Source organism: Ruegeria sp. YTSC106, from assembly GCF_059609765.1.
Window position 1 is genome coordinate 43,801 of the sequence record NZ_JBXWMI010000014.1, and the last position, 22,817, is coordinate 66,617.

The window sequence follows — 22,817 nt, forward strand, 5'->3', positions numbered from 1 at the left end:
CCTCCCTTGCCTGGGGTTGTTCTAGAATGGGGCTTTGCATCGCACATTCCAAGAGGCGGCGAAGGGAAAAGTGCCAACTCATACGGTCACACAGCAAGGCTCAGACCATCTGTATGACGTCTTTTTCGATGGACAGCATATAGCCTTTTTTGGCGATGTTCTTGACCAGAAGCTCACTGACCATCTGGTTGCCAAGCGCATCCCGCAACCGTTTGATCCGCGTCGCGCCCGCAGCTTCGTCGCAATCGGCTGCATTGCGGCCGGAAATCATGGCTTCGATCTGGGCACCGGACAATACCTCGTCATCCAGCCGGGATTCAGCCAGAACCGACAGGGTTTCCATGGCGGCAGGTGTGAGTTTGAAATCCATGTTGTTTAGGTAGACAGTATTTTCTTCGCGGCTGATCAGCAGGGATGTCACTTGAATGCCGGTGCGTTCGATTTGCGCCATGCGCCGGTTCAGCAGAACCAGCATTACCAGAAAGACCAATGCCGAGACCATCATCGCACTGGCGAAAACCAGCAACACGAAGATCACCATCCGATAACTGGACAGGGTGTCCGCGAAGGCGGTGCCAGACTGGGCCAGAATTTCAAGCAACCGGATTTCAGTTTGCGAGGTCAGATCGGCCTCGACGAATAATCGCTCGACCCGCGCGTTGAATGCGTTGGCGTCGGGCAGGGTCCAGAACAGGAAAACCGCGGCGGTGATCAGAATGGCGACAATAGCCGCGATGCCCAGCACAACCAGCCTGACACCAGACCGACGCGCATCAGAAACGGAGATAGAATTGTCCGGCATTGCCCTTCCTCTGATCCAACCCTTCCGGCCCGAAAACGGACTGCACTTCAAGCAAGGTCCAGCCTGACGCGCGCAGGCGCTGGGCGATTTCTGCACGGGCCTGGCCCTTATCGCAGTTCGAGACCTGAATGACTCCGTAATGCAGACGCAGTGGATTGTCTTTCTTAGCCTTGTAATCCGCGTAGCAATCCGCGGCAGACGCGGTGGAGCCAAGCGATATCAGGACCGTAAAGGTCAGAGAAGAGAGTATCTGTTTCATAGGCCGCATCCTGCGCATGAGTTACTGCGATATTCAATAACCCAAGGGGTTTGCGGCCTCTGATATCCGATAACACCGGGCGGTTATTGCTTGTCTGAGCCGACCGCCCCCAGTGTCAGGGCAATCAGGACGCGCTCCGTCACACGGTCGCCCAAACACTATGAAGGACACGCATCATGCACAAGAAATTCATCACTTTCATCGTTGTGACCGCAGTTGCAATAACCGGGGTTTCTGCTTCTCAGGCACGGGCTGCTGATGCAAAGGACATTCTTGGCGGGCTGGCTGCCATCGCGATTATCGGTGCCGGGGTTCACTACTATAACAAGGAAAAGAAAAAGGATCGGGCGGCTCGCCACCAGACCTATACCCCTGCACCGTACACGCCGCAGCCCGTGCGCCCGCTGCCGCCGCGCGTGGCGCGATACGATCTGCCCCAGCGTTGCCTTCGTACATTCAACGGGTACTCACAGGATCATCCGTTACTTGGGCCGAAATGTCTCAAGAAGCACTACAAACATGCCAATAGCCTGCCGCAAGAGTGCAAGGTCGGTTTCTGGAACGGCCAAAAGGTCAAGCGGGCGTATGAACCCGCGTGCCTGCGTCAGAAAGGATACCGTGTCGTTTATCAGTAACATCGGTTGAGCAGGAGCGGTGCCAAAGAAGCGCCGTGTGAGAGAGGGCGGTGTGGGCTGCCCTCTCTTTTTTCTTGCGGCGCTGTGCGAAACGCGGTTTTCCAAGGGTATGACAAAACCAGATTTCGAACTTGAGCAGGCGCTGCTGGACCGGGGCCATTTTCGCATCGCGGGTGTGGATGAGGTCGGGCGCGGCCCTTTGGCGGGACCAGTTGTCGCCGCGGCCGTGATCCTGAACCCACAGGCCATCCCCGAAGGGTTGAATGATTCCAAAAAGCTGACGGCCAGACGTCGGGCCGCGCTGGATGCAGAAATTCGACACAGCGCTGAGTTCGCGGTGGCCGAAGCCTCGGTCGCCGAGATTGACGAGATCAACATCCTGAGGGCATCGCATCTGGCGATGGTACGTGCGGTTGAGACGCTGTCGCCGGCACCTGATTTCCTGCTGATTGACGGAAACATGATTCCGTGCGGCCTGAAGATTCCGTCGCAGGCAGTCGTGAAGGGGGATGCACGGTCGGTGTCGATTGCAGCCGCCTCGATCCTTGCGAAAAACTGGCGCGATCAGGTGATGGTGGATTTGGCGCAACAGCACCCGGGATATGGATGGGAAACCAATGCCGGTTATCCGTCAAAACAACACAAGGAAGCGTTGCAAAATCTTGGCGTGACCCCACACCATAGACGTTCGTTCAAGCCGGTGCACAACATCTTGTATCAAGAGTAAATCGTAAGTCGCTGATTCAAAAAAGAAATTGACGGCGAATCGTCTTTGACTCATCCTAGTCTCAACCAAATGAGCGCAAAAGCGCCGTGGACACTTGAGGCAGTGATATGACGACAACCACCAAAAAGGGCGCGAAAGCGCCCCCTTTAAACACGATTCTATCTGGGGACTGCATCGACGTGATGAACAGTCTTCCCGAGGCGTCCGTTGACCTGATCTTTGCGGATCCGCCCTATAATTTGCAGTTGAAAGGCCAACTGCATCGCCCGGATAACAGCCAGGTGGATGCGGTCGACGATCACTGGGATCAGTTTTCCAGCTTCGGCGCGTATGACGAATTCACCCGCGCGTGGTTGAAGGCGGCGCACCGTCTGCTCAAACCAAACGGCGCGATCTGGGTGATTGGCTCTTACCACAACATTTTCCGTGTAGGTTCGGCGTTGCAAGACGCAGGGTACTGGATTCTGAATGACGTTGTCTGGCGCAAATCAAATCCGATGCCCAACTTCCGCGGTAAGCGTTTCACCAACGCGCATGAGACGATGATCTGGGCGTCCAAACGTGAAGGGGCCAAATACACTTTCAACTATGAGGCGCTGAAGGCCCTGAACGAAGGCGTTCAGATGCGCAGCGACTGGGTGCTGCCGATCTGCACCGGGCATGAACGTCTGAAGGATGAAAATGGCGACAAGGCGCATCCGACGCAAAAGCCGGAATCTTTGCTTCATCGCGTACTGATCGGGTCGACCAATCCCGGCGACGTGGTGCTGGACCCGTTCTTCGGCACCGGCACCACTGGTGCGGTTGCCAAGATGCTGGGCCGTGAATTCATTGGCATCGAGCGCGAGGAAAGCTATCTCAAGGTGGCCGAGAAACGCATCGCCAAGGTGCGTAAGTTCGACCGTGAGGCTCTGGAAGTAAGTGCGAGCAAACGTGCCGAGCCGCGTGTTCCGTTCGGGCAGCTGGTCGAGCGCGGCATGCTGCGCCCTGGCGAAGAGCTGTATTCCATGAACCAGCGCCACAAGGCCAAGGTTCGCGCCGATGGCACGCTGGTCGGCGACAACGTCAAAGGCTCGATTCATCAGGTAGGCGCTCATCTGGAAAATGCGCCGTCCTGCAATGGCTGGACCTATTGGTGCTTCAAGCGCGACGGCAAAACGGTTCCGATCGATGTCCTGCGTCAGCAGATCCGGGCCGAGATGAACTGATTTCAAGAACACCGCCGGTGCCTGTGGCCTGACACAAGGCACTACGCCTTGCCCCGCCGATCCTACGGCGGGGTCTTTTGTTTTTGGATCAACAGTGATTGCATGAAGACAACCCTGACACTGCAAGAAAGATCACGGCCATGACCGAGACAACCGCGCAGCCCCGCCGCAGTCTGTTTTTCACGGAACCTGACACGTTCGATCTGGACAATAAGTACACGGAGGCCGCGTTAGAGCGGCACAAGCGCGAAGGGCTTGAACTGGCTGTACGCGCGCGCTGGGTGGCCATGGCCCTGACCGGGGCTCTGCTTATTTTTCTGAACCCGCAATGGGATGTGCTGTGGTATCATTTCATCCTGCTGCTGATCTGTGCCAATGGATGGCTGATCCGTAGCGCGGGCCGGGTGGGGCAATCCCGGGTCGAGCTTCTTTTGATCTTTGTTGATCTGTTGATCATGACCCTTGGGATGATCGTACCCAACCCGTTCAGCGATGATGTCCGGCCGCTGGCCATGCAATATCGGTTTGACAACTTTCAGTATTTTTTCGTCATTCTGGCGGCTGGAACCTTGGCTTATTCCTGGCGTACGGTGATTGCCATCGGTTCGTGGACGGCAATGATGTGGACGATCGGGTGGATCGTCGCCTGGTGGGTGGCCACGCCTATTCCGGAGATCAGCGAAAAGGTTGCAGAGGCCTTGCAGGGCTACCCGGATGTCGCCGAGCTGTTGGATCCCAACAATTTCATGATCCCTCAACGTATTCAGCAGGTTATCGTGTTCATGATGGTTGCAGTAACGCTGGGCATCTCGATGCGGCGACTCAATCAATTGTTGATGAACAACGCGGGGCTGGAAAGGGAACGGGCCAATCTGTCACGGTATTTCTCGCCCAATGTGGTAGATGAGCTCAGTCAGAACGATGAACCGCTGAAACAAGTCCGTAAAGCGGATGTGGCCGTTCTGTTCATCGATATTGTCGGGTTCACCAAATACGCCGCCGGACGGGATCCCTATGAGGTGATCGAGGTGCTGCGCGGGTTTCATGCCCGTATGGAAACCGAGGTATTCCGGCACCATGGGACATTGGACAAATACCTGGGCGACGGTTTGATGGCGACCTTTGGCACGCCGGTGCCAACGCCGCTGGACGCGAGCAATGCCCTGGAATGCGCCCGTGCGATGATGGGTGGAATCGACCGTTGGAATCTGGAACGCCGCAGGGCCGGAGAGCCCGAAATCCATGTCGGCGTTGGGGTGCATTACGGCTCGGTCGTACTTGGGGACATCGGTGCCAACCGGTTGGAATTCGCGGTGATTGGCGATGCGGTCAATGTGGCTGCCAAGCTTGAAGCGCTGACGCGAGATTTCAAGGCGCGTGTCATTGTCAGTGATGCCTTGCGCCTGCGAGTTGCGGAAGAAAACCCGTCGATGTCGGAGGCCATGGCCGGTTTTGTCGCCTATCGCGACCAATCCGTTCGAGGGGTAGAGGCACCTATGGATGTCTGGGTGATGAAAAGCTGAGGTCCTCCCGCCCGTCAGAACCGCATCGAGGATGCAGTGCAGACAGTTGGGCCAAGCAGCGCGCCTGTGCGCGCTGCGGTCACGCTTTGGGCATGGGGTTCAGAGATTTGTTGTAGGGGTGCCAGTCGGTGATCTCGGGATAATAGTGGCGTCGCCACGCGCGAACGCGCGGGTTCATGACTCGCCGCCACAGCGGAGGGATCATCGCGGCCACGGTCATGACGGGATAGCCATAAGGTAATTGCGGGGCTGTGTCCGACGCGTGATGTTGCAGCAGCGGAAACCGGCGGTTGGGTTTGTAATGGTGGTCCGAATGGCGCTGAAGGTTGATCAGCAACCAGTTCGACGCTTTCTGCGAGGCATTCCACGAATGGCGTGGCAGGACATGCTCGTACCGTCCGTCGCCCAGGTGTTTTCGGGTCAGGCCGTAATGTTCCACGTAGTTGACCAGCTCGAGCTGCCAGATCGCGACACCAGCCTGTAGCAGAAACAGCGCCACGCCGGACCATCCTCCGATCAGGCCGGCCAGTACCAGCATCCCACCCTGCAGCGCCCAGTACCGCCAGAACGGGTTTGATCGATCTGTCCACGGTCTGTCGACGCGGGCTAGCTTGTCGCGCTCGGCGCTGAAGGCCGAAACCCAGCATTGCCACAGAACGCGGGGATAGAAGCGATGAAACCCTTCGTTGTAGCGCGCCGTTACCGGATCGCGCGGGGTGCCGACATGGCGGTGATGGACCAACAGGTGCTCGGACCGAAAATGAGAATACAGCACCATGGCAAGAAGGATGTCACCCAGCCAGCGTTCCAAGCGGCTTTTCTGGTGCATCAACTCGTGGCTGTAATTAATCCCAATCGTGCCCGAAATGACGCCCATGCCAAAGAAGAGGCCGATTTTCTCAAGCGTTGACAGATGGGTGTTGTGGGTTGCGTACCAGATCAGACCAAAAAGGGTGATGAACTGGATCGGGACCCAGAGTTTTGTCAGCAAAATGTACCATTGCAGCGCCGTGTCAGGTGCCTCGGGGTCGGCGTTTTGAGTGTTGAGCCCGGTGATCCGGTCCATCACTGCAAAGACCCACCAGGTTGCGGCAGGAACCAGCAGCAGTGACCATCCACCGGTAGCAGCTGAAAACCAGACCAGCGGAACCAACAGCAGCGACACCCAGAAAGGAGATGCAGATTGCCAGCGGGACAATGTGCCTGTTGCGATCATCTTTTCTGCTCCGACTTTATGAGCATACCCTAGCCATGACCTGAAGACTTGCACAGCGGACTTATTGTCCTCTCCACAGATCAAAGACCTTTCGCATTACTGTTGGCAGGTCGCTGGGTCTGAAGCTGTGCTTGTCTACCACGGTCAGATGTTTGGGTACGTCCCGATGGACGGCATCCGTGTTCCAGATCCGCAGAATCAGGTGGAAATGTGTAAACGTGTGGCGCACTTCGCCCGGCAAGATTTTCCATGTCGAAGGGAACGGGGCACGTTCGGTGGGGTCATCGTTCCATTCTGATCCGGGCCAACCCAGCATTCCGCCCAGCAGACCTTTGTCAGGCCGGCGTTCCAGCACCATGGCACCGTCTGCCATACGCGCGACATACACGTGCCCATAGCGGGTCGGCTTGGGTTTTTTGGGTGTTTTTCTTGGCAGGTCGGCTTGGGTTCCTGCGACGCGACTCTGGCAGGGTTCACGCAGGGGGCAGATGCCGCAAGCCGGTGACTTCGGCGTGCAGATGGTGGCCCCCAAGTCCATGACCGCCTGCGCGTAATCGCCAGGGCGTGAGGTCGGAGTCAGAGCCGACGCTTTTTCTTTCAGCACGGGTTTGGAGCCGGGCAACGGGTCGTGAATGTCATAGAACCGGGCCATGACCCGTTCGACGTTCCCGTCCAGCACGGTTTCGGGCTGATCGAATGCAATGGCCGAGATCGCAGCCGCTGTATAGGGGCCAATACCGGGTAGTTCCAGCAGGGCTTCAAAGTTGTCGGGAAACCGGCCATCGTGATCCTGCGTGACAGCACGCGCGCATTTCAACAGATTGCGGGCGCGAGCGTAGTAGCCAAGCCCGGCCCATTCTCCCATGATCTGTTCGTCCGGTGCGGCGGCCAGGGCCTGAACCGTGGGCCAAAGGGTGGTGAAACGCAGGAAATAGTCACGCACCGCCGCAACTGTTGTTTGCTGTAGCATCACTTCGGACAACCAGACCCGATACGGGTCCGGACGAATGCCGGCGGCGCGATCCGCCGGACCCGTGCGCCATGGCATTTCGCGGGCGTGGCGGTCGTACCACTCCAGCAACGCATCACTGACGGTCAATTCAGCAGAGTCACGCAAGTTTTATCCATCTCCCTGTCGGGTTTCTCTGGCACCCGGTGCCCTGCTCAGTACAATAGAGGTGTAGGAGCTGGAAACCAGATGCAACGCAGACGTTCTTCGACCCGTGGGTTCAAACGCACCGCGTCCTTGCTGAACGATCAGATCAGGCGCGCCGGGGAAAGCCGGGGTTTCGCCGTCTCTCGGCTTTTGACCCATTGGGCCGAGATCGTCGGCCAGGAAATCGCCGCCATCGCACGCCCAGTCAAAGTGGGTTATAGCAAGGGCGGTTTTGGTGCGACCCTGACCGTTCTGACGACCGGGCCACAGGCTCCGATGCTGGAAATGCAGAAGGAACAGCTTCGCGGCAAGGTGAATGCGGTCTATGGCTATAACGCCATCAGCCGCGTCCGCATTACCCAGACCGCTCCGACCGGATTTGCCGAGGGGCAGGCCAGTTTCGACCACAAGCCGAAGCAGGCTAAACCCAAGATTGCGCCTGACATTGCCGCCGAGGCTGACAAAGTGTCACGCAATGTAAATGATGAAGATTTGCGCGCGGCCCTTGAACGTCTCGGGCGCAACGTTTTATCCAAACAGAAACGCTAAGAAAGGGCTGAGAATGAGCCGTATTGCAACCGTAATCTGTGCGGCTGTCGCCGTAGCCGCTGGCGGCTATTGGCTGACACAGTCGAACACCAACGTCACCCTTCCGCTGGTCAGTGCTGCCGAAGCGCAGGAGGCAGACCTGGATACTTCGACGATCGTCGATATGGTCCAGGGCGCTGAGGATGCGCCTGTCGAAATCATCGAATATGCATCCTATACCTGCCCGCATTGCGCAAATTTCCACACTGGCGCCTATAAACAACTCAAGAAAGACTTCATCGACACCGGCAAGGTCAAATTTACCTACCGTGAAGTCTATTTTGACCGCTACGGCCTTTGGGCATCGATGGTGGCCCGCTGCGCCGGCCCCGAGAAGTTCTTCGGTATCACAGACCTGATCTACGAAGGGCAAGCCGAATGGTCACGTGCTGGTGGTCCGGCCGAGATCGTGGACGAGCTGCGCAAGATCGGTCGTCTGGCCGGTATCGATGGCGACCAGCTTGAGGCTTGCCTGCAAGATGGCACCAAGGCGCGGACATTGGCTGCGTGGTATCAGGAAAACGCCGAACGTGATGGCATCCAGGCGACTCCGTCGTTCCTTGTGAACGGCAAGAAAGTCGACAACCAGTCCTACGCTGACTTCAAAAAGCTGATCGAAGACGAATTGGGTGGCTAACCACCCTTTTCCGGTTGGCCCTGTCTGGGCCGACCGGGCCTATTTTGGTGAAGGTGCTGCGTTCAGCAGCATTTCCCTGACCTCGTCAGCTTGGCCAATATGCAATCGAACGGGCAGAGTGATAACTTTGCTCCGAAAGGCCGGAGGCAGGCGTACGGCATCTTTCTCAGTTGTGATCATCTGAGCACCTAGCTGGCGCGCCTCGTTTTCCAGTCGGGTCATCAGGGCCTGAGTCAAGGGCTGGTGATCGTCCAGAGCTTCGGCGCGGACCAACTCCACGCCTAGCTGCCGCAGGGTTTTGAAGAATTTCTCGGGATGGCCGATACCGGCAAATGCCAGACCGCGTGTTCCGGTCCAGTCCATGCCTGTTTTCAGGGGTTCGATTGCACCAGTGACATGGGGAACGGACAACTTGTCGCCCCACTGATCGGTGAAAGCCTGTTGTGCAGCCTCATCACCCAGAGACAACACAAGGTCGGCCCGTTTCAACCCGATGTCGACCGGTTCCCGCAGCGGACCGGCAGGCAGACACAAGCCGTTTCCGAACCCGCGTTGTGCATCCACAACAATGATCGAGAAATCCTTGGCAACCGAGGGATTCTGAAAGCCGTCATCCAGAACAATTACCGAGGCCCCGGCCCCGGCAGCTGCACGGGCGCCTGCCGCCCGATCTTTGGCAACCCAGACTTCGGCGAACATCGCCAGAAGCAGCGGCTCGTCCCCAACTTCGGCAGCATTGTGCTTGGCCGGATCAACCCGCACCGGCCCCTCCAAAGAGCCTCCGTGCCCCCGCGTGACGACATGTGGTTCATGCCAGCCATTTCTAAGTTGTTCGAGAGTCCAGATCACCGTGGGCGTCTTCCCGGTTCCACCGGCATTGAGGTTGCCGATACAGATCACTGGCACACCGGGCTTTTCACCGGTCTCCGAGGCGATCCTTCGCGCGGTTGCCGCTGCATAAAGGCGTCCAAAAGGCGCCAGCAGACGCGCCCTCAGATCCGGTTGGTCCGGGGTCGTGTTCCAGAAATCAGGTGCCCGCATGATCCGCACTCCGCTGATCCAGAATATCCTGCACCAATTCGATCAGGGCGTCAGCCTGTGGTGCGCCTTCGGTTAACAATTGCCATCCCGCCAACGCCATGTCAGCCGCATGATCCGGGGCCAGAAGCTGCACAACGGCGTCGCCCAGTTCGGTCGCCGTTTTAACCTCCTTGGCAGCGTTCACTTGTTGCAGGCTGTAATAGAATTCCTGATGTCGATGCACATACGGTCCGAACATGATCGCAGACCCCAGCGCGATTGCTTCGGACGGGTCTTGACCGCCCGCTCCGCGTTCAAGCGAACTGCCCATGAAGGTCACTGCTGCCATGCGATGCCACAGGCCCAGATTTTCGGGGTCCGATGTCAGGACCACCTGAGTGGTATCTTCAATCAGATCCCCTTCATCCCAATTGACGCAGCGCAGGTCCATCGATTCCAATCGCCGTCTTAACGGCATCACTTCTGGTTCATCTGCGACGTGCAGCACCAGAACCAGCCGATGCAGCATCCGCAGCGCCTGACGGTGGGCTGTCAGGACCGAGATAAATTCCTTGTCCTGAACCCATGCCGCCAACCAAACCGGGCGCCCCGCAAGCGTGTGAGTGGTTTCAATAAGCTCGTCTTCCGGCCAGGGCCGGGGGTCGGGGCTGATCCGCAAAGGCGGTGATTCCGCAACTTTTCCGGATTGAATGCCGAGACGGCGGATCTGTCGCGCCGTCTCGGCGGATGGCGTAAGAATCTTGCGGAAACAGTCAAAGGTCACCCGTGTGATGTCCGGCAGCCAGCGGGCGTTTCGGGACAGTGTGACGCTGAACTGAGCGTCGAACAAGACCAGCGGGATCGCCTGTTCGTCAGCGCGCGTGATGATGTTGGGCATCAGGTCGCCACCGACCCACACCCCCATGTTCGGACGCCAGTATTCGACAAACTCGCGGGCTGCTCCACTCTGTTCCTGCGGCAAGTTGATCAAAGGGAACTTGCAATCCGGCCAGTTGGACAAATCCTCATCCGGGGGGACTGTGAGCAGGAAATTCAGATTGGCCCTGACCTGCAGCAACCGACGGCAGAAGTCGGTCACTGCCCGAAGTCGATCCGGAGTGGCAACCTGTATCCATACCAACTCTCCTTCGGGGCGCGGCATTTTCGATTGCGGCGCAACCCCGTTGCGCATCCCCCATGACAACACCCTGTAGGCGGCCAGGCTGAGCGAGCGCGGTTTGCTCATGTTCCGATTCCCGGCCCGGCCGGGTCCAGCAATGCGGACAGTTGCTGGTGAATCGCGGTGCTGGCTGCGATCACGCCGTTCAGCCTGGGGTGCGCATTGTTGAAGATCAACTGTTGACCCGTACGGTCCGAACAGATTCCGCCTGCCTCTTGAATGATCAGGTCGCCTGCGGCAATGTCCCATTCCCAACTGGGGCGAAGGGTCAGCATGCCATCGAACCGTCCCTGTGCAACCAAAGCCATGCGATAGGCAAGCGACGGGCGGTACGCGCGTTCGAACTCTGGTGCCTGCGCGTTGCGCCAATGCCGTGCGTCAAGGTTTGGCTTGGCGGCCAGAATTTCTGATTGCAAAAGCTCTGCGGTAACGGAGGTCGTGATCGTCTCACCATTGAGAGTCGCGCCCTGACCCTGTGCCGCCGTGTACAGCAAATCCCGCAGCGGCAGGTAAATGACCGCCGCCGTCACCACGCCGTCATCGGCGACGGCTATGGAATGTGCCCAGGTGCGCGCGCCTTCTGCAAAGCTTCGGGTGCCGTCGATCGGATCGATGATGAAAGTGTTGCTGCGGTTCAGCCGGTCGGGTGAGTCTTCGGATTCCTCACTGAGCCAGCCATAGCCCGGCCGCGCTGAACACAACCGCTCCTCCAGCATCGCGTTGACAGCAAGATCCGCTTCGGTCACTGGCCCGGCGCCGTCAGGCTTGTCCCAGCGCTGTGCTTGCGTGCCGGAATAGCGTGTGGCGATCTTGCCGGCCTCCAACGCCGCCTCGATCAGCAGGGGCAGGTCAGTTGCCGGCAAGTGTCATTCCTTCGATCAGAAGCGACGGAACCACGCGCGACAGATACGGGCGGGCATCATTCGCCGGAATGATCCTGCGCAGCATGTCCCGTAGATTGCCCGCGATGGTGCATTCATTGACCGGATGCGTGATCTCGCCACTCTCGACCCAGAACCCGGATGCACCCCGGGAATAGTCACCGGTATTGGGGTTGATCGTCGATCCGATCATGGATGTGACCAACAACCCGGTTCCCATATCGCGCAGCAGATCGGCACGGCTGTGATCGCCTTGTGTCAGACTCAGGTTCCAGTTGCTGGGAGAAGGCGGGCCCGAGACCCCGCGTGCAGCGTTACCCGTGGACGCCATATCCAGTTTTCGCCCGCTTGACAGGTCCAGCGTCCACCCGGTCAGGACGCCGTTTTCCACGATTGCCCGGCGTTGTGTCGGCAAACCCTCGGCATCAAAAGGGCGCGAGCCCGAGATGCGTGGCCGATGCGGGTCTTCGATCAGAGACAGGTGCACGGGCAGAACGTCCTGCCCCAGACAATCCTTGAGCCAGGATGCGCCCCGCGCAATTGCCGCACCATTGCTGGCGGCCAGAAGGTGGCCGATGAGCGAAGATGAGATTCGTTCGTCAAAGAGAACGGGAAAATTACCCGTTTCAGGTTTGCGCGCACCAACCTGTTGCACGGCGCGTTCGCCTGCGGTGCGACCGATCTCATCCGCGTTGCGCAAGTCGGATTGGAACGTCCGGCTGTCGCCGTCATAGTCCCGTTCCATCCCGGTGCCTTCGCCCGAGATCGCAACACAGGATATCGACCGGTTACTGCGTTCATATCCGCCGGTAAACCCGTTTGTGGCGGCCAGATGCACACGGTGGGTTCCATAGCTTGCAGCCGCATCTGACACTTGGGTAACACCGGTAACGGCCAGCGCTGCGGTCTCGGCCGTCAGAGCATCCTGCATCAGGGCTTCGGCAGACGGGGCCGGGGCAGAGTCTGTCAATTCCAGTGACTCTATGTCCCAGTCTGTGACCAGCTGGTCCTTGTCAGCCAGCCCGGAAAACGGATCTTCGGGGGCTTCCTTGGCCATCGCAACGGCTCGTTCCGCCATTGCACGCAAGGTATCCGGCCGGCTGTCGGAACTGGACACAATGGCAGATCGTTTGCGCAGAAACACCCGCAATCCCAAATCAGTGCCTTCCGAGCGTTCGGCATGTTCCAGCGCCCCGCCCCGCACTTCGACCGAAACAGAGGATCCGTCGAGAACGATGGCATCCGCCGCGTCCGCGCCTGCCTTGCGGGCCGCGTCAAGCAAGTGCTGGCTGATTTCTTCTGGTGTGCGGGTCATGAGGCCTCCGGGTTGGTTGCCAAGGACCTAGCCTTGGACTGCCCGTCTCGCAAGACCTGTGACCAGATTGTATGTTGAGGATCGCGGTGAACCCGTGCCGTTTCAGAGGTTTGTGCAAGGGTCGGCAGGACGGAGAAAGGGCCGCATGTTGCGCGGCCCTTTCCTTTGATTGTCACTTGATACGCTGACCATTCGCCAGGATCTGACCGTCTTCGGTGAACTCGATCTTCGAGTTCAGAGTGTCCGGTTCTTCGCCCGGAAGAGCCATCAGACCCATCATCATACGGGCACCCAGCGCGTCTTCGTCCGAGATGATTCCCATGCCGATCAGGGTGTCGATCAACTGGTTGGCTCCAACCAGTTGCAGGTTCGCCACGCCGCTTGGGCTGGGCAGGCCATCAAACTCTTCGGTATTGGTGTTGTCGAAAGCAAAATCACCGTCACCGGTCAGTTTGGCGCCAACCAGCGAAACCAGCAGGTCGTTGATCTTCAACGAGTGCAGTTCTCCCGGCGCTTCGTCGGATTCGACGTCGATTTCAGGATCGAATATGTTCATCAGCACTTTCGCAGTACCCGTCGCATCCAACGCAATCGTCGCAGGATCACGCGGCAGTGCGCCCGCAGGATCGAAAATGCCCCACAATATGTCCGACATGGTGAAATCAGTCAGGTTCAGCCCAAAGCCGAAGGGTTGAACTTCGTCCGATTGCTGGATGGGGAATTCGAAGTTCAGGCCAGCCTTGGCCATCGAAAGCTCGATCGGGAACGGCAAGCCCGCCGTGGTAACGGCCATCTTCGTGCTGTTCTGGTCAATGTCATAGACGATACGCTCTGCATCGATGCTGGCTGCAAATCGCCCGCCTTCGGATGTGCTGTTCATCGAGAACGCCTGACCTTCGCTGGTCCCGCTCAGATCAGTGCTGCCGGAAGCATAGGTGAAGGTGCCGTCAAACGAGAAACCAGCCTTGTAAAAGGCTTCTGGGTCCGAAAAGTCAAAATCCGGGGGGATCACGTTGTTGCCTTCAAATGCCAGTTGATCCAGTTGACCGTTGATCAGCCCGTTTTCGCCGCTTTCAGGATCCTGAAAGTTCAAATCATAGGTTAAAGTGGCTGCGTTGAAGGTCTGGCTGATATTGCGATTATCGCCGATCTGCATCCGCGAGCTGCCGGACAGATCGCTTGCTTCGGCATTTATGCCAAAGACTTCATTCGGCAAAGGCTGGCCGTCGACCTCAATCGAGTCCAGTTTCACCCCCAGCTGGTCAGCCGTGTAATCATAGGTCATGTCTTCTGGCGTGCCTGAAACGACCATGTTCAGTTGGCTGTGGGAATAGGTGACGGTGGCCGCAAAATCTTCATCTTCGGCCTGTCCGGTGACTTCCATGGGAAAGCTTTCCGGCAGTCCAATGGTAACGGTCCCGTCATCATTTTCGGTCAGTGTCATTTCTGGCATGACCATCCGAAACTGCCCTTCCTCTTCGGGAAAGGCCACTGAAAGCGTCATGTTTGAAATTGTGGTAACGTCGCCTGCGGTGCTTTCGTCCCCTGTGATGGTGTAACCCATCGAGGTGAAATAACTCTGCCAGTCGGACCAGACATCATTGGCTGACAGGTCGGCAAACGCCCCTTGGGTGGCAACGGCATAAGCCAGAGCAGCGCCGCAACTGCGGCGAAGGAAAACGGACATAAGGTAACCCTTCTTGATCAATTTGTGGCGCATGGTCGGGTTTGCAGCCGGTATCGTCAAGGGGGCAAGGGCTGGACCCTTTCCCCGTTTCCGCGTTACGGCTGTAGCCGACAGAGATTGCAATGCGTGAGGAGGGGCAAATGCAGGAAAAAACTGTTCTCATAACCGGGGCCAGCCGTGGAATTGGGGCCGAGGCAGGGCGCGTTTTTGCCGCAGCTGGTGCCAATGTCGCATTGGTGGCCCGCAGCCATGATCAAATTGACGCGCTGGCCGCAGAATTGGGCAATCAGGCCATCGCACTGGCCTGTGACGTCAGCGATTTCGCGCAGGTCGAGCAAGCCGTGGCCACATGCGTGGACCGGTTCGGTGGGCTGGATGTTCTGATCGGCAATGCGGGTGTGATCGATCCGATCTTTCATCTTTCGAACGCTGATACAGCGGCGTGGAGCAAGGCCATCGACATCAACCTGAAAGGCATTTTCTACGGGATGCGCGCGGCGTTGCCGGTGATGCGGGCCGCTGGAGGGGGGAGTATTCTTACGATCTCGTCCGGTGCAGCGTCGAACCCGGTCGAAGCCTGGAGCCATTATTGCGCCTCGAAGGCTGGGGCCAAGATGCTCACCGAATGCCTGCATCTGGAAGAAGCCCATAATGGTATTCGCGCCATGGGTCTTTCACCGGGGACGGTGGCCACCGAAATGCAGCGTTCGATCAAGGCCAGCGGCATCAATCCCGTCAGTCAGCTGGACTGGGATGTCCACATCCCCGCAGATTGGCCCGCACGGGCGCTGCTGTGGATGTGCTCCGATGATGCAGATGAGTTCCTTGGCACTGAAATTTCGCTGCGGCTTGATGACATTCGCAAGCGGGCCGGGCTGATATGATCGAATCGACCAAAGAGGACGGCCTCTGGATTGTCACGATCAATAACCCTGACAAAGCAAACGCCCTGACGGGGGCCATGCTGTCAGAACTGGCCGAGATTGCCGAGTCTGCGAAAGACGCGAAGGCGTTGATCCTGACCGGCGCGGGCAAAGTGTTCAGCGCCGGGGCGGATCTGGACGAGGCACGCGCCGGTCTGGCCAGGTCGGATGTCTGGGAAAGACTGTCTGGCGCCATTGCCGCGCTGCCCTGTCTGACCGTCGCCGCACTGAACGGCACCTTGGCCGGCGGGGCCAATGGTATGGCACTGGCCTGTGATCTGCGCATTGCCGTGCCGTCGGCTAAGTTCTTCTATCCGGTGATGAAGCTGGGGTTTCTGCCACAACCGTCCGACCCCGCGCGGCTGGCGGCTCTGGTCGGACCGGCAAGGGCCAAGTTGATTCTTGTGGCCGGTCAGAAAATCACCGCGCAGGAAGCGTATGAATTTGGCCTGGTGGACCGGATTGTCGACCCCGATCACCTGATGCAAGCCGCACGCGATCTGGTGGCCGACAGCGTGAACGCCGACCCCGAGATCGCAGCGGGAATCGCAAGGTTGTGCTCATGAGGCTGTCTGCACTACGCGTGCGGGTCGCTGATCCGGATCGGCTGGCCACGTTTTATCGCGACGTTCTGGGCATGTCCGTTCGCGAAGCAGAAACCGACCGTCGTGTCGGCTATGACGGCGTAGACGCAGACATTTTGTTGCTATCGGGTGGAGGAGGGTACACCCATGACCAGGGGCAGCGGTACTGGAAGATAGGAATCACTGTACCGGATGTCGATCTTGCCGCGGCTCATCTGCGCAGGTTTGACGTTCCAGTGAGCGCGCCGAACCAGTTTCTGGACATCGGCTACATGTGCCATCTTGCGGATCCCGAAGGGTTCGTCATCGAACTGCTGCAACATGATTTCGAAGGCAACCGACCGCCGCATGCGGCGGACCCCGACGCGCCCTTTGCGCAGGCTCGGATCGGCCAGATTACCCTTCGAACCGGCGATATTGCCGCCGAAGACGCGTTCTGGCGTGCCCAGGGCATGTCGTTGTTGTCGATGCAGGAGGTCGCCCCCTACGGCTTCGATCTGCATTTCTATGCCTTTATGGACGAAACCCCTCCCAATCCTGATCTTTGGGCTGTTGAAAACCGCGAATGGCTGTGGAAACGCGCCTATACGACGATGGAATTCCAGCATATTGCGGGCGCACAATTCGCCCATGTGCCGGACTTTCTGGGTATCGAGATCGAAGGTCTGTCCGAACCACTGACAGATACTTTCGGCGACCCGATCCTGCCGGGCTGATCACCTCCCGCGCCGCTTGCCCGGAACTTTCGAACGAAACCCGGGTGGGCGTTTGCGAACCCAGATCAGAAATTTCTCAAGCCTTGGATGCGCACGCAAGGCCTCGACCGTGTTGAAACTGCGCGCCAGTTCGGCTTCGGTCAGGGTGGCGTGCACCTCTTTGTGGCAGATCTGATGCAGCAGAACGGTCGGTCCGCCCTTGCCTCCTTTGAGTTTTGGGATCAGAAGATGCAGGCTGCCACCCCCGTCGGGGATCGGGCGGCCGCAAAGCGGGCAGATCGGATCGCTGTTCGTCATGACGATATGAAACTTGCGCCTGTGACGGGCGAAGGCAAGAGGGTGCGAATGGCGCAGGCAGTGGTGATCGGAGCAGGCCCCGCCGGGTTGATGGCAGCCGAGCAACTGGCAGCAGCCGGGCATTCCGTATTGGTGGCCGAGGCCAAACCTTCGGTCGCGCGCAAGTTCCTGATGGCCGGGAAGTCGGGTCTGAACCTGACCAAGGACGAGCAGCTTGATGACCTGATCCGCGCCTATGGAGTGGCGGCGGATTGGTTGCGCCCGATCATTTCAGCCTTTGATGCCGAGGCGGTGCAGCGCTGGGCGCGTGATCTGGGTCAGACGCTGTTTGTCGGCTCGACGGGGCGTGTATTTCCTGAATCCATGAAGGCCTCGCCTTTGTTGCGGGCCTGGCTGGCACGGTTGGGCGAGTCCAGGTTCGAGGTCAGGACCCGCTGGCGTTGGACCGGCTGGGACGGTGAAGCGCTGGTGTTTGACACCCCGGACGGGCGGCGCAGTATCTCAGCGGATGTCACCGTGCTGGCACTGGGCGGCGCAAGCTGGGCCCGCCTTGGCTCGGACGGTCACTGGGCGCAGATATTGGGCAGTAAAGGTGTGGCTCTGGCTCCGTTTGAACCTGCGAACTCAGCTATTTCAGTCGATTGGAGCTCTCATATGCAGCCTCATTTCGGGGCCGCATTGAAATCGGTCCGATGGATTGCAGGCGACCTTGAGAGTCGAGGAGAGGCAGCGATTTCCGAGACCGGTCTGGAGGGCGGCGGGCTTTATTCTCTGACACCGGCCTTGCGTGCGGGGAAGCCTTTGTTTGTTGATCTGATGCCCGATCTGGATCGACAGGTTCTGCTGGCGCGGTTTTCTGCAAAACGGTCGAAAACAACGTTATCCCAGTGGATGAGAAAGTCGCTGAACCTGTCCGCTCAGAAAATCGCCCTATTTCATGAAATGGCAAAACGCGGCGGCCACTCTCAATCCGTGCAAGTGAGCATGTTGAAAAAGCTGCCAATCCGGCATGCCGGACTTCGCCCGATGAATGAAGCCATTTCGACCGCAGGTGGTGTGAAACGGACAGCGCTGGATGACGGGCTGATGCTGACGGCCCTGCCGGGTGTGTTCTGCACAGGTGAAATGCTGGATTGGGAGGCCCCAACCGGGGGATATCTGCTCACGGCTTGCTTTGCTACTGGGCGCTGGGCCGGTCAGGCCGCCGCAGATTGGCTTGAAACGGCCAAGTGATTTAGCGGGATCGCGCCAACATCGCCAAACGTATCATCGCGCGTTCCACCAGCGCCATGGCAGGGGCTGTTTGCCCGGCGGACCGCAGCGACAAATCCGTATCCGTCAGAACCGTCAGCGCAGTTTGCAGCTTGGCCGCCCCCCAACCCTGCGCCTGCCGCAAGATGCGGTCACGCCGTTTGCCATAGACAGGTGGGCGCAGCTTGCCGATGCCCTGCGCCGCACCACCGGGATCCGAGGCGCAGGCATAGAGCGTCCGAAAGTGCCGGGTCGCCCCGATGCAGAGTGTCACGCCATTGGTGCCTTGTGCCTGCAACCTTCGGATCAGCGGCCCGATCTCACCCGCGCGGCCTTCGGCAACAACGTTGAGAACGTCATCCAGCGCCGCTTCGGTAGAGCGCGGCGCACACGCTTCGATGTCGTCGATGGTCAGTTCAGTGTTGTCGCCGCGCTTGTAAAGCGACAGCTTCTCAACGGTTTGGGCAAAATCACCGGGGCTGAGGCTGACGGCCAATTCGCTGATCGCAGACATGACATCGCGAGGCACGTTCTTCATACCCGCTTCGGACAGAACTCGTTCTACTTCGGCGCGCGACGGAGGATCGTCATAAATGCCTACCGCATACGCCGCAGGGTGCCCTTCAAACGCTTTGCGAATTTTCGAGCTGGGCTTCAGCTGTCCCGCCGTCACGATGATCTGGGCGTCGCCGGGTGCCCAGTCCTCCAGCGCCGTCAGAATCGCAGGTGCTGCGGTTTCTGTAACGTCTTCCACAAAAACGGCGCGTGGGCCGGGAAAAAAGCCGACCGCCTTGACCGCATCCAACAGCAGAGCGGGGTCGCCGCGCAGATCGCCACCCGGCAGGCGGGTCAGACGCATTTCTTCTTCGGCTCCGGGGCCAAGCAGAGAGGCCAGCACCTGTTGCCGCTTGAGCGCAACGCGCATCGCATCCGCGCCATAGATCAGCAGCCCGATCTTGTCCGCGTCTGGCTTGGCAAAGTACCCATCAGCCTCGCGCGGGCTCAATTTCATGCGGCCAGATCCGGTGTAGCGTAAAGACGATTCATGATCTGACTGGATAGAATCACCATCAATCGCTCTTTGGCGTCGCGCTCATCCGCCAATGTGGAAACGGTCGACCCTGCGGCAGAATAGGACACAAAGTCCGCCACCGAGCCCGAGGCGATGATCTGACCGGTTGCGTTGGACCGCAGGGCATACTGCGCGCTTCCGTCGATGGTGTAGCGTTGCGTTTCGTTGGTTGTGGTGATTGCGGCGCCCCGTGTTACGGTCGAAACCTGAACATCCAGCTTGTAGTCGTTGACCGACCCGGCGCTTCGTCCCAGTTGCTGTTCCAGATTTTGGACCAGCAAATAGCTTTCCACGGTGTTGGGGGCGGACACTTCGACACGGCCGTACAAGGCCGAACCCGATCCGCCAGGTGCATAGACAGGCTCAAAGCCGCAGGCGACCAGCGCCAGCGGCATCAGTAAAAAGGTTCTGCGATCAAACGACGACATTCACAATCCGGCCCGGAACTACGATCACTTTCTTCGGCGCGTTACCTTCCAGCGCCTTTTGGACAGCTTCGGTGCTGAGCGCGATTTTTTCAACCTCAGCTTTGTCCAGATCTTTGGCCACGCTGATTTCCGCGCGACGCTTGCCGTTGATCTGAATCGGCAAGGTGACGGTGTCATCGACTAGCATCGCCTCGTCGGCGACGGGCCATGGCGCAACAGCCACAAGGCCTTCGCCGCCCTGATGGGCCCAAATATCTTCCGCCAGATGTGGTGTCATCGGCGACATCAGCTGTGCCAGCGTTTTGATGGCCTGCTTTTGGGCCGCAGCACCTGCCTTGGATTTTGCCAGGGTGTTGGTGAAGGCATAAAGCTTGGCGATGGCTGCATTGAAGCCAAAGCTTTCAACACCCAAAGTCACGTCGCGGATGGTTTTGTGCATCTCGCGCAGCAGATCCTCATCCCCTTCGCCCGTGGCGTTCGGGTCCATGGCACCGATCTTGTCACAGAGGTTCCAAATACGGTTGAGGTGCTTGTACGCGGCCTCAGCCCCCGCAGCGGTCCATTCCACGTCCCGTTCGGGCGGCGAATCGGATAGAACGAACCAGCGGGCTGTGTCGGCGCCGAAGGCCGAGATGATGTCGATTGGATCTACAACATTGTTCTTGGACTTTGACATTTTGGCTGACGGTACTGTTTCCACAGCCTTCGTCGCATCATGTTTTACAACTGAGTAGTTTTCTGAGAACGATAAATCTTCGTTGTAGTCAGCTTTTAGCACTCCAACTCGCTTGCCATCATACAAGCCAACGATCACATCTTCGGGGTAGTGAAATACCGCCTTTGTTACGCCGATTTCCTTTTCTTCGCCGTCAATTACGTCCGATCGCTTAAAGCGTTTTCGGGTAAAATAAATTTCATGCGTGACCATGCCTTGGGTGAACAGCGCGTCGAAGGGTTCGATGGCTTTGTCCGGCAAATGCCCGGTGATGTTCATCGCGCGTGCGAAGAACCGTGAATACAGCAGGTGCAGAATCGCGTGTTCGATACCGCCGATATACTGGTCGACATTCATCCAGTATTCCGCCTCGGCCAGATCAGTGGGGGTTTCGGCACGTGGAGCGGTGAAACGGGCGAAATACCATGAGGAATCGACGAACGTGTCCATCGTGTCGGTCTCGCGCAGGGCGGGGGCACCACAATTCGGGCAAGCGCATTCGCGCCACGTCGGGTGACGATCCAGCGGATTTCCCGGTTTGTCGAATGTGACATCGTCGGGCAGGCGAACCGGCAGATTCTCTTTCTTTTCAGGGACCACACCACAGCTGTCGCAGTGAACGACAGGAATCGGACAACCCCAATAGCGCTGACGGCTCAAGCCCCAGTCACGCAGACGATACTTGGTTACTCCTTCGCCCCAACCGGCTTTTTCGGCAAAATCGACGGTGGCGTTGATCGCTTCTTCGCCGGTTGCTTCGGTCAGGCCCGCGAAATGGTTCACCCAGCGGACTTTTTCGGTCTTTGGCGGGACAAAGGCGATCTTATCGACCGGCGTGTCGTCGTCCAGCGCAAAGAACGTATCGACCACGGGCAGATCGTATTTGCGGCAGAAATCAAGGTCGCGCTGGTCATGGGCCGGGCAGGCAAAAATCGCGCCGGTGCCATAATCCATCAAGATGAAATTGGCGATCCAGACCGGCAGTTCCCAGTTCGGGTCCAGCGGGTGCTTGACGCGGATACCGGTGTCAAAGCCCAGCTTTTCCGCGGTTTCGATGGCTTCTTCCGTGGTGCCGCCCTTGCGGCATTCCTCAACGAATTCAGCAACTTCTGGGTTTTCGGCCTCAAGCTGTTTGGCGATCGGATGATCGGGCGAGATCCCCACGAAGGACGCACCCAGCAGCGTGTCGGGGCGCGTTGTGTAGACGGTGATCGGTTCCCCACCATCCGTGCGCTCGAACCCGAATTGCAGGCCGCGCGACTTGCCGATCCAGTTTTCCTGCATCAGCCGAACCTTGGCGGGCCAGTTTTCCAGCGTGTCCAGAGCGTCCAGCAGTTCTTCGGAATAATCCGAGATCTTGAAGAACCACTGTGTCAGCTCGCGCCGTTCCACCAGCGCGCCCGAGCGCCATCCGCGCCCGTTCTCCACCTGTTCATTGGCCAAAACGGTCATGTCGACCGGATCCCAGTTCACCACGGCGTTCTTGCGGTAGACCAGCCCGGCCTCGAGCATGTCGAGGAACAGTGCCTGCTGCTGGCCATAATATTCCGGGTCACATGTGGCGAATTCACGGGACCAGTCGATCGACAGGCCCAGCGGCTTCATCTGGGCGCGCATGTCGGCGATATTACCGTAAGTCCACTCTTTAGGGTGACCGCCAATCGCCATGGCAGCGTTTTCCGCCGGCATCCCAAACGCGTCCCAGCCCATTGGGTGCAGAACATTGTGCCCGGTGGCCAGCTTGTGCCGCGCGATGACGTCGCCCATCGTATAGTTGCGCACATGCCCCATGTGGATTCGGCCGGACGGGTAGGGGAACATCTCAAGCACATAGTATTTCGGCTTGTCCGCCTTGTGGTTGGCGGTGAAGATTCCTGCCTTGTCCCAGGCCTCTTGCCATTTTGCTTCGATTTCGGTGGCCGAATAGCGCGACATTGTGCGGTCCTTCGTGAATGAAAACGCCGGGTAGGAACCCGGCGTGGTATTAGTGTGATTTT

At 58.5% G+C, this 22,817-nt stretch carries 23 protein-coding genes; 10 read left to right on the forward strand and 13 right to left on the reverse strand.

Going from position 1 to position 22,817, the window contains the following annotated elements:
- Nucleotides 1-100: 100 nt before the first annotated feature.
- Both AC2FEB_RS17720 and AC2FEB_RS17725 read right to left on the reverse strand, forming a co-directional pair.
- Complete coding sequence (locus AC2FEB_RS17720; protein WP_117871993.1) at nucleotides 101-802, reverse strand: winged helix-turn-helix domain-containing protein; 702 nt, start codon at nucleotides 800-802, stop codon at nucleotides 101-103.
- The gene (locus AC2FEB_RS17725; protein WP_117871995.1) at nucleotides 774-1,061 is read right to left on the reverse strand and encodes a hypothetical protein; all 288 of its coding nucleotides are present in this window, start codon (nucleotides 1,059-1,061) and stop codon (nucleotides 774-776) included. Before AC2FEB_RS17725 ends, AC2FEB_RS17720 begins: the two co-directional genes overlap by 29 nt.
- A 176-nt stretch (nucleotides 1,062-1,237) precedes the next feature.
- Here AC2FEB_RS17725 and AC2FEB_RS17730 point away from each other — a divergent pair, with 176 nt between their 5' ends.
- The 4 genes from AC2FEB_RS17730 (at nucleotide 1,238) to AC2FEB_RS17745 (ending at nucleotide 5,154) form a co-directional block, all read left to right on the forward strand.
- Nucleotides 1,238-1,696, forward strand: a complete 459-nt coding sequence (locus tag AC2FEB_RS17730; protein ID WP_117871997.1) for a hypothetical protein — start codon at nucleotides 1,238-1,240, stop codon at nucleotides 1,694-1,696.
- A gap of 109 nt (nucleotides 1,697-1,805) precedes the next feature.
- Nucleotides 1,806-2,423, forward strand: coding sequence for a ribonuclease HII (rnhB, locus tag AC2FEB_RS17735; RefSeq protein ID WP_496675449.1), 618 nt, complete (start codon nucleotides 1,806-1,808; stop codon nucleotides 2,421-2,423).
- Between the two features lie 107 nt (nucleotides 2,424-2,530).
- Nucleotides 2,531-3,631 (forward strand): site-specific DNA-methyltransferase, encoded by a 1,101-nt coding sequence (locus AC2FEB_RS17740; RefSeq protein ID WP_496884247.1) that lies wholly within the window; start codon nucleotides 2,531-2,533, stop codon nucleotides 3,629-3,631.
- Between the two features lie 140 nt (nucleotides 3,632-3,771).
- Nucleotides 3,772-5,154, forward strand: coding sequence for an adenylate/guanylate cyclase domain-containing protein (locus tag AC2FEB_RS17745; protein ID WP_496675451.1), 1,383 nt, complete (start codon nucleotides 3,772-3,774; stop codon nucleotides 5,152-5,154).
- Between the two features lie 79 nt (nucleotides 5,155-5,233).
- Here the strand turns inward: AC2FEB_RS17745 and AC2FEB_RS17750 are convergent, their stop codons facing one another.
- Together AC2FEB_RS17750 and mutY are read right to left on the reverse strand one after the other, a co-directional pair.
- The gene (locus AC2FEB_RS17750; RefSeq protein ID WP_496675453.1) at nucleotides 5,234-6,370 is read right to left on the reverse strand and encodes an alkane 1-monooxygenase; all 1,137 of its coding nucleotides are present in this window, start codon (nucleotides 6,368-6,370) and stop codon (nucleotides 5,234-5,236) included.
- Between the two features lie 61 nt (nucleotides 6,371-6,431).
- A complete protein-coding gene (gene mutY / locus AC2FEB_RS17755; protein ID WP_496675455.1) occupies nucleotides 6,432-7,487 on the reverse strand; it encodes an A/G-specific adenine glycosylase in 1,056 nt (351 codons plus the stop codon).
- Between the two features lie 81 nt (nucleotides 7,488-7,568).
- On the opposite strand from mutY, the gene AC2FEB_RS17760 reads away from it, so the two are divergent.
- Together AC2FEB_RS17760 and AC2FEB_RS17765 are read left to right on the forward strand one after the other, a co-directional pair.
- Nucleotides 7,569-8,075 carry a DUF721 domain-containing protein gene (locus AC2FEB_RS17760; RefSeq protein WP_496675457.1) on the forward strand — a complete coding sequence of 169 codons (507 nt, stop codon included), beginning with the start codon at nucleotides 7,569-7,571 and terminating at the stop codon, nucleotides 8,073-8,075.
- Nucleotides 8,076-8,088: 13 nt separating this feature from the next.
- Nucleotides 8,089-8,751, forward strand: a complete 663-nt coding sequence (locus AC2FEB_RS17765; protein WP_496675459.1) for a DsbA family protein — start codon at nucleotides 8,089-8,091, stop codon at nucleotides 8,749-8,751.
- A 39-nt stretch (nucleotides 8,752-8,790) separates the two neighbouring features.
- Here the strand turns inward: AC2FEB_RS17765 and lpxK are convergent, their stop codons facing one another.
- The 5 genes from lpxK to AC2FEB_RS17790 all read right to left on the reverse strand — a co-directional run bounded on the left by lpxK (nucleotide 8,791) and on the right by AC2FEB_RS17790 (nucleotide 14,834).
- Nucleotides 8,791-9,792 (reverse strand): tetraacyldisaccharide 4'-kinase, encoded by a 1,002-nt coding sequence (gene lpxK, locus AC2FEB_RS17770; protein WP_496675461.1) that lies wholly within the window; start codon nucleotides 9,790-9,792, stop codon nucleotides 8,791-8,793.
- A complete protein-coding gene (locus AC2FEB_RS17775) occupies nucleotides 9,779-11,017 on the reverse strand; it encodes a 3-deoxy-D-manno-octulosonic acid transferase (RefSeq protein ID WP_496675463.1) in 1,239 nt (412 codons plus the stop codon). Before AC2FEB_RS17775 ends, lpxK begins: the two co-directional genes overlap by 14 nt.
- Nucleotides 11,014-11,814 carry an inositol monophosphatase family protein gene (locus AC2FEB_RS17780; protein ID WP_496675465.1) on the reverse strand — a complete coding sequence of 267 codons (801 nt, stop codon included), beginning with the start codon at nucleotides 11,812-11,814 and terminating at the stop codon, nucleotides 11,014-11,016. The genes AC2FEB_RS17775 and AC2FEB_RS17780 overlap by 4 nt, the downstream gene beginning before the upstream one ends.
- Nucleotides 11,801-13,147 carry a TldD/PmbA family protein gene (locus AC2FEB_RS17785; RefSeq protein ID WP_496675467.1) on the reverse strand — a complete coding sequence of 449 codons (1,347 nt, stop codon included), beginning with the start codon at nucleotides 13,145-13,147 and terminating at the stop codon, nucleotides 11,801-11,803. The genes AC2FEB_RS17780 and AC2FEB_RS17785 overlap by 14 nt, the downstream gene beginning before the upstream one ends.
- A gap of 172 nt (nucleotides 13,148-13,319) precedes the next feature.
- The gene (locus AC2FEB_RS17790) at nucleotides 13,320-14,834 is read right to left on the reverse strand and encodes a DUF2125 domain-containing protein (protein ID WP_496675469.1); all 1,515 of its coding nucleotides are present in this window, start codon (nucleotides 14,832-14,834) and stop codon (nucleotides 13,320-13,322) included.
- Nucleotides 14,835-14,974: 140 nt separating this feature from the next.
- On the opposite strand from AC2FEB_RS17790, the gene AC2FEB_RS17795 reads away from it, so the two are divergent.
- Genes AC2FEB_RS17795 through AC2FEB_RS17805 form a run of 3 tightly spaced genes read left to right on the forward strand, consistent with a single transcriptional unit; the run spans nucleotide 14,975 to nucleotide 17,057 of the window.
- Nucleotides 14,975-15,718, forward strand: a complete 744-nt coding sequence (locus tag AC2FEB_RS17795; protein WP_117872017.1) for an SDR family oxidoreductase — start codon at nucleotides 14,975-14,977, stop codon at nucleotides 15,716-15,718.
- The gene (locus tag AC2FEB_RS17800) at nucleotides 15,715-16,323 is read left to right on the forward strand and encodes an enoyl-CoA hydratase/isomerase family protein (RefSeq protein WP_496675472.1); all 609 of its coding nucleotides are present in this window, start codon (nucleotides 15,715-15,717) and stop codon (nucleotides 16,321-16,323) included. Before AC2FEB_RS17795 ends, AC2FEB_RS17800 begins: the two co-directional genes overlap by 4 nt.
- Complete coding sequence (locus AC2FEB_RS17805) at nucleotides 16,320-17,057, forward strand: VOC family protein (protein WP_496675475.1); 738 nt, start codon at nucleotides 16,320-16,322, stop codon at nucleotides 17,055-17,057. The genes AC2FEB_RS17800 and AC2FEB_RS17805 overlap by 4 nt, the downstream gene beginning before the upstream one ends.
- Here AC2FEB_RS17805 and AC2FEB_RS17810 read toward each other — a convergent pair whose 3' ends face one another.
- Entirely contained in the window at nucleotides 17,058-17,354 is a 297-nt protein-coding gene (locus AC2FEB_RS17810; RefSeq protein ID WP_496675478.1) for an HNH endonuclease, read from the reverse strand.
- Nucleotides 17,355-17,402: 48 nt separating this feature from the next.
- Here AC2FEB_RS17810 and AC2FEB_RS17815 point away from each other — a divergent pair, with 48 nt between their 5' ends.
- A complete protein-coding gene (locus AC2FEB_RS17815) occupies nucleotides 17,403-18,587 on the forward strand; it encodes a TIGR03862 family flavoprotein (protein WP_496675480.1) in 1,185 nt (394 codons plus the stop codon).
- Nucleotide 18,588: 1 nt separating this feature from the next.
- Here the strand turns inward: AC2FEB_RS17815 and holA are convergent, their stop codons facing one another.
- Genes holA through leuS form a run of 3 tightly spaced genes read right to left on the reverse strand, consistent with a single transcriptional unit; the run spans nucleotide 18,589 to nucleotide 22,755 of the window.
- Entirely contained in the window at nucleotides 18,589-19,617 is a 1,029-nt protein-coding gene (holA, locus tag AC2FEB_RS17820; RefSeq protein WP_496675482.1) for a DNA polymerase III subunit delta, read from the reverse strand.
- Nucleotides 19,614-20,105, reverse strand: coding sequence for an LPS assembly lipoprotein LptE (lptE, locus tag AC2FEB_RS17825; RefSeq protein WP_299643929.1), 492 nt, complete (start codon nucleotides 20,103-20,105; stop codon nucleotides 19,614-19,616). The genes holA and lptE overlap by 4 nt, the downstream gene beginning before the upstream one ends.
- Complete coding sequence (gene leuS, locus AC2FEB_RS17830; RefSeq protein WP_496675484.1) at nucleotides 20,092-22,755, reverse strand: leucine--tRNA ligase; 2,664 nt, start codon at nucleotides 22,753-22,755, stop codon at nucleotides 20,092-20,094. Before leuS ends, lptE begins: the two co-directional genes overlap by 14 nt.
- Nucleotides 22,756-22,817: the final 62 nt, after the last annotated feature.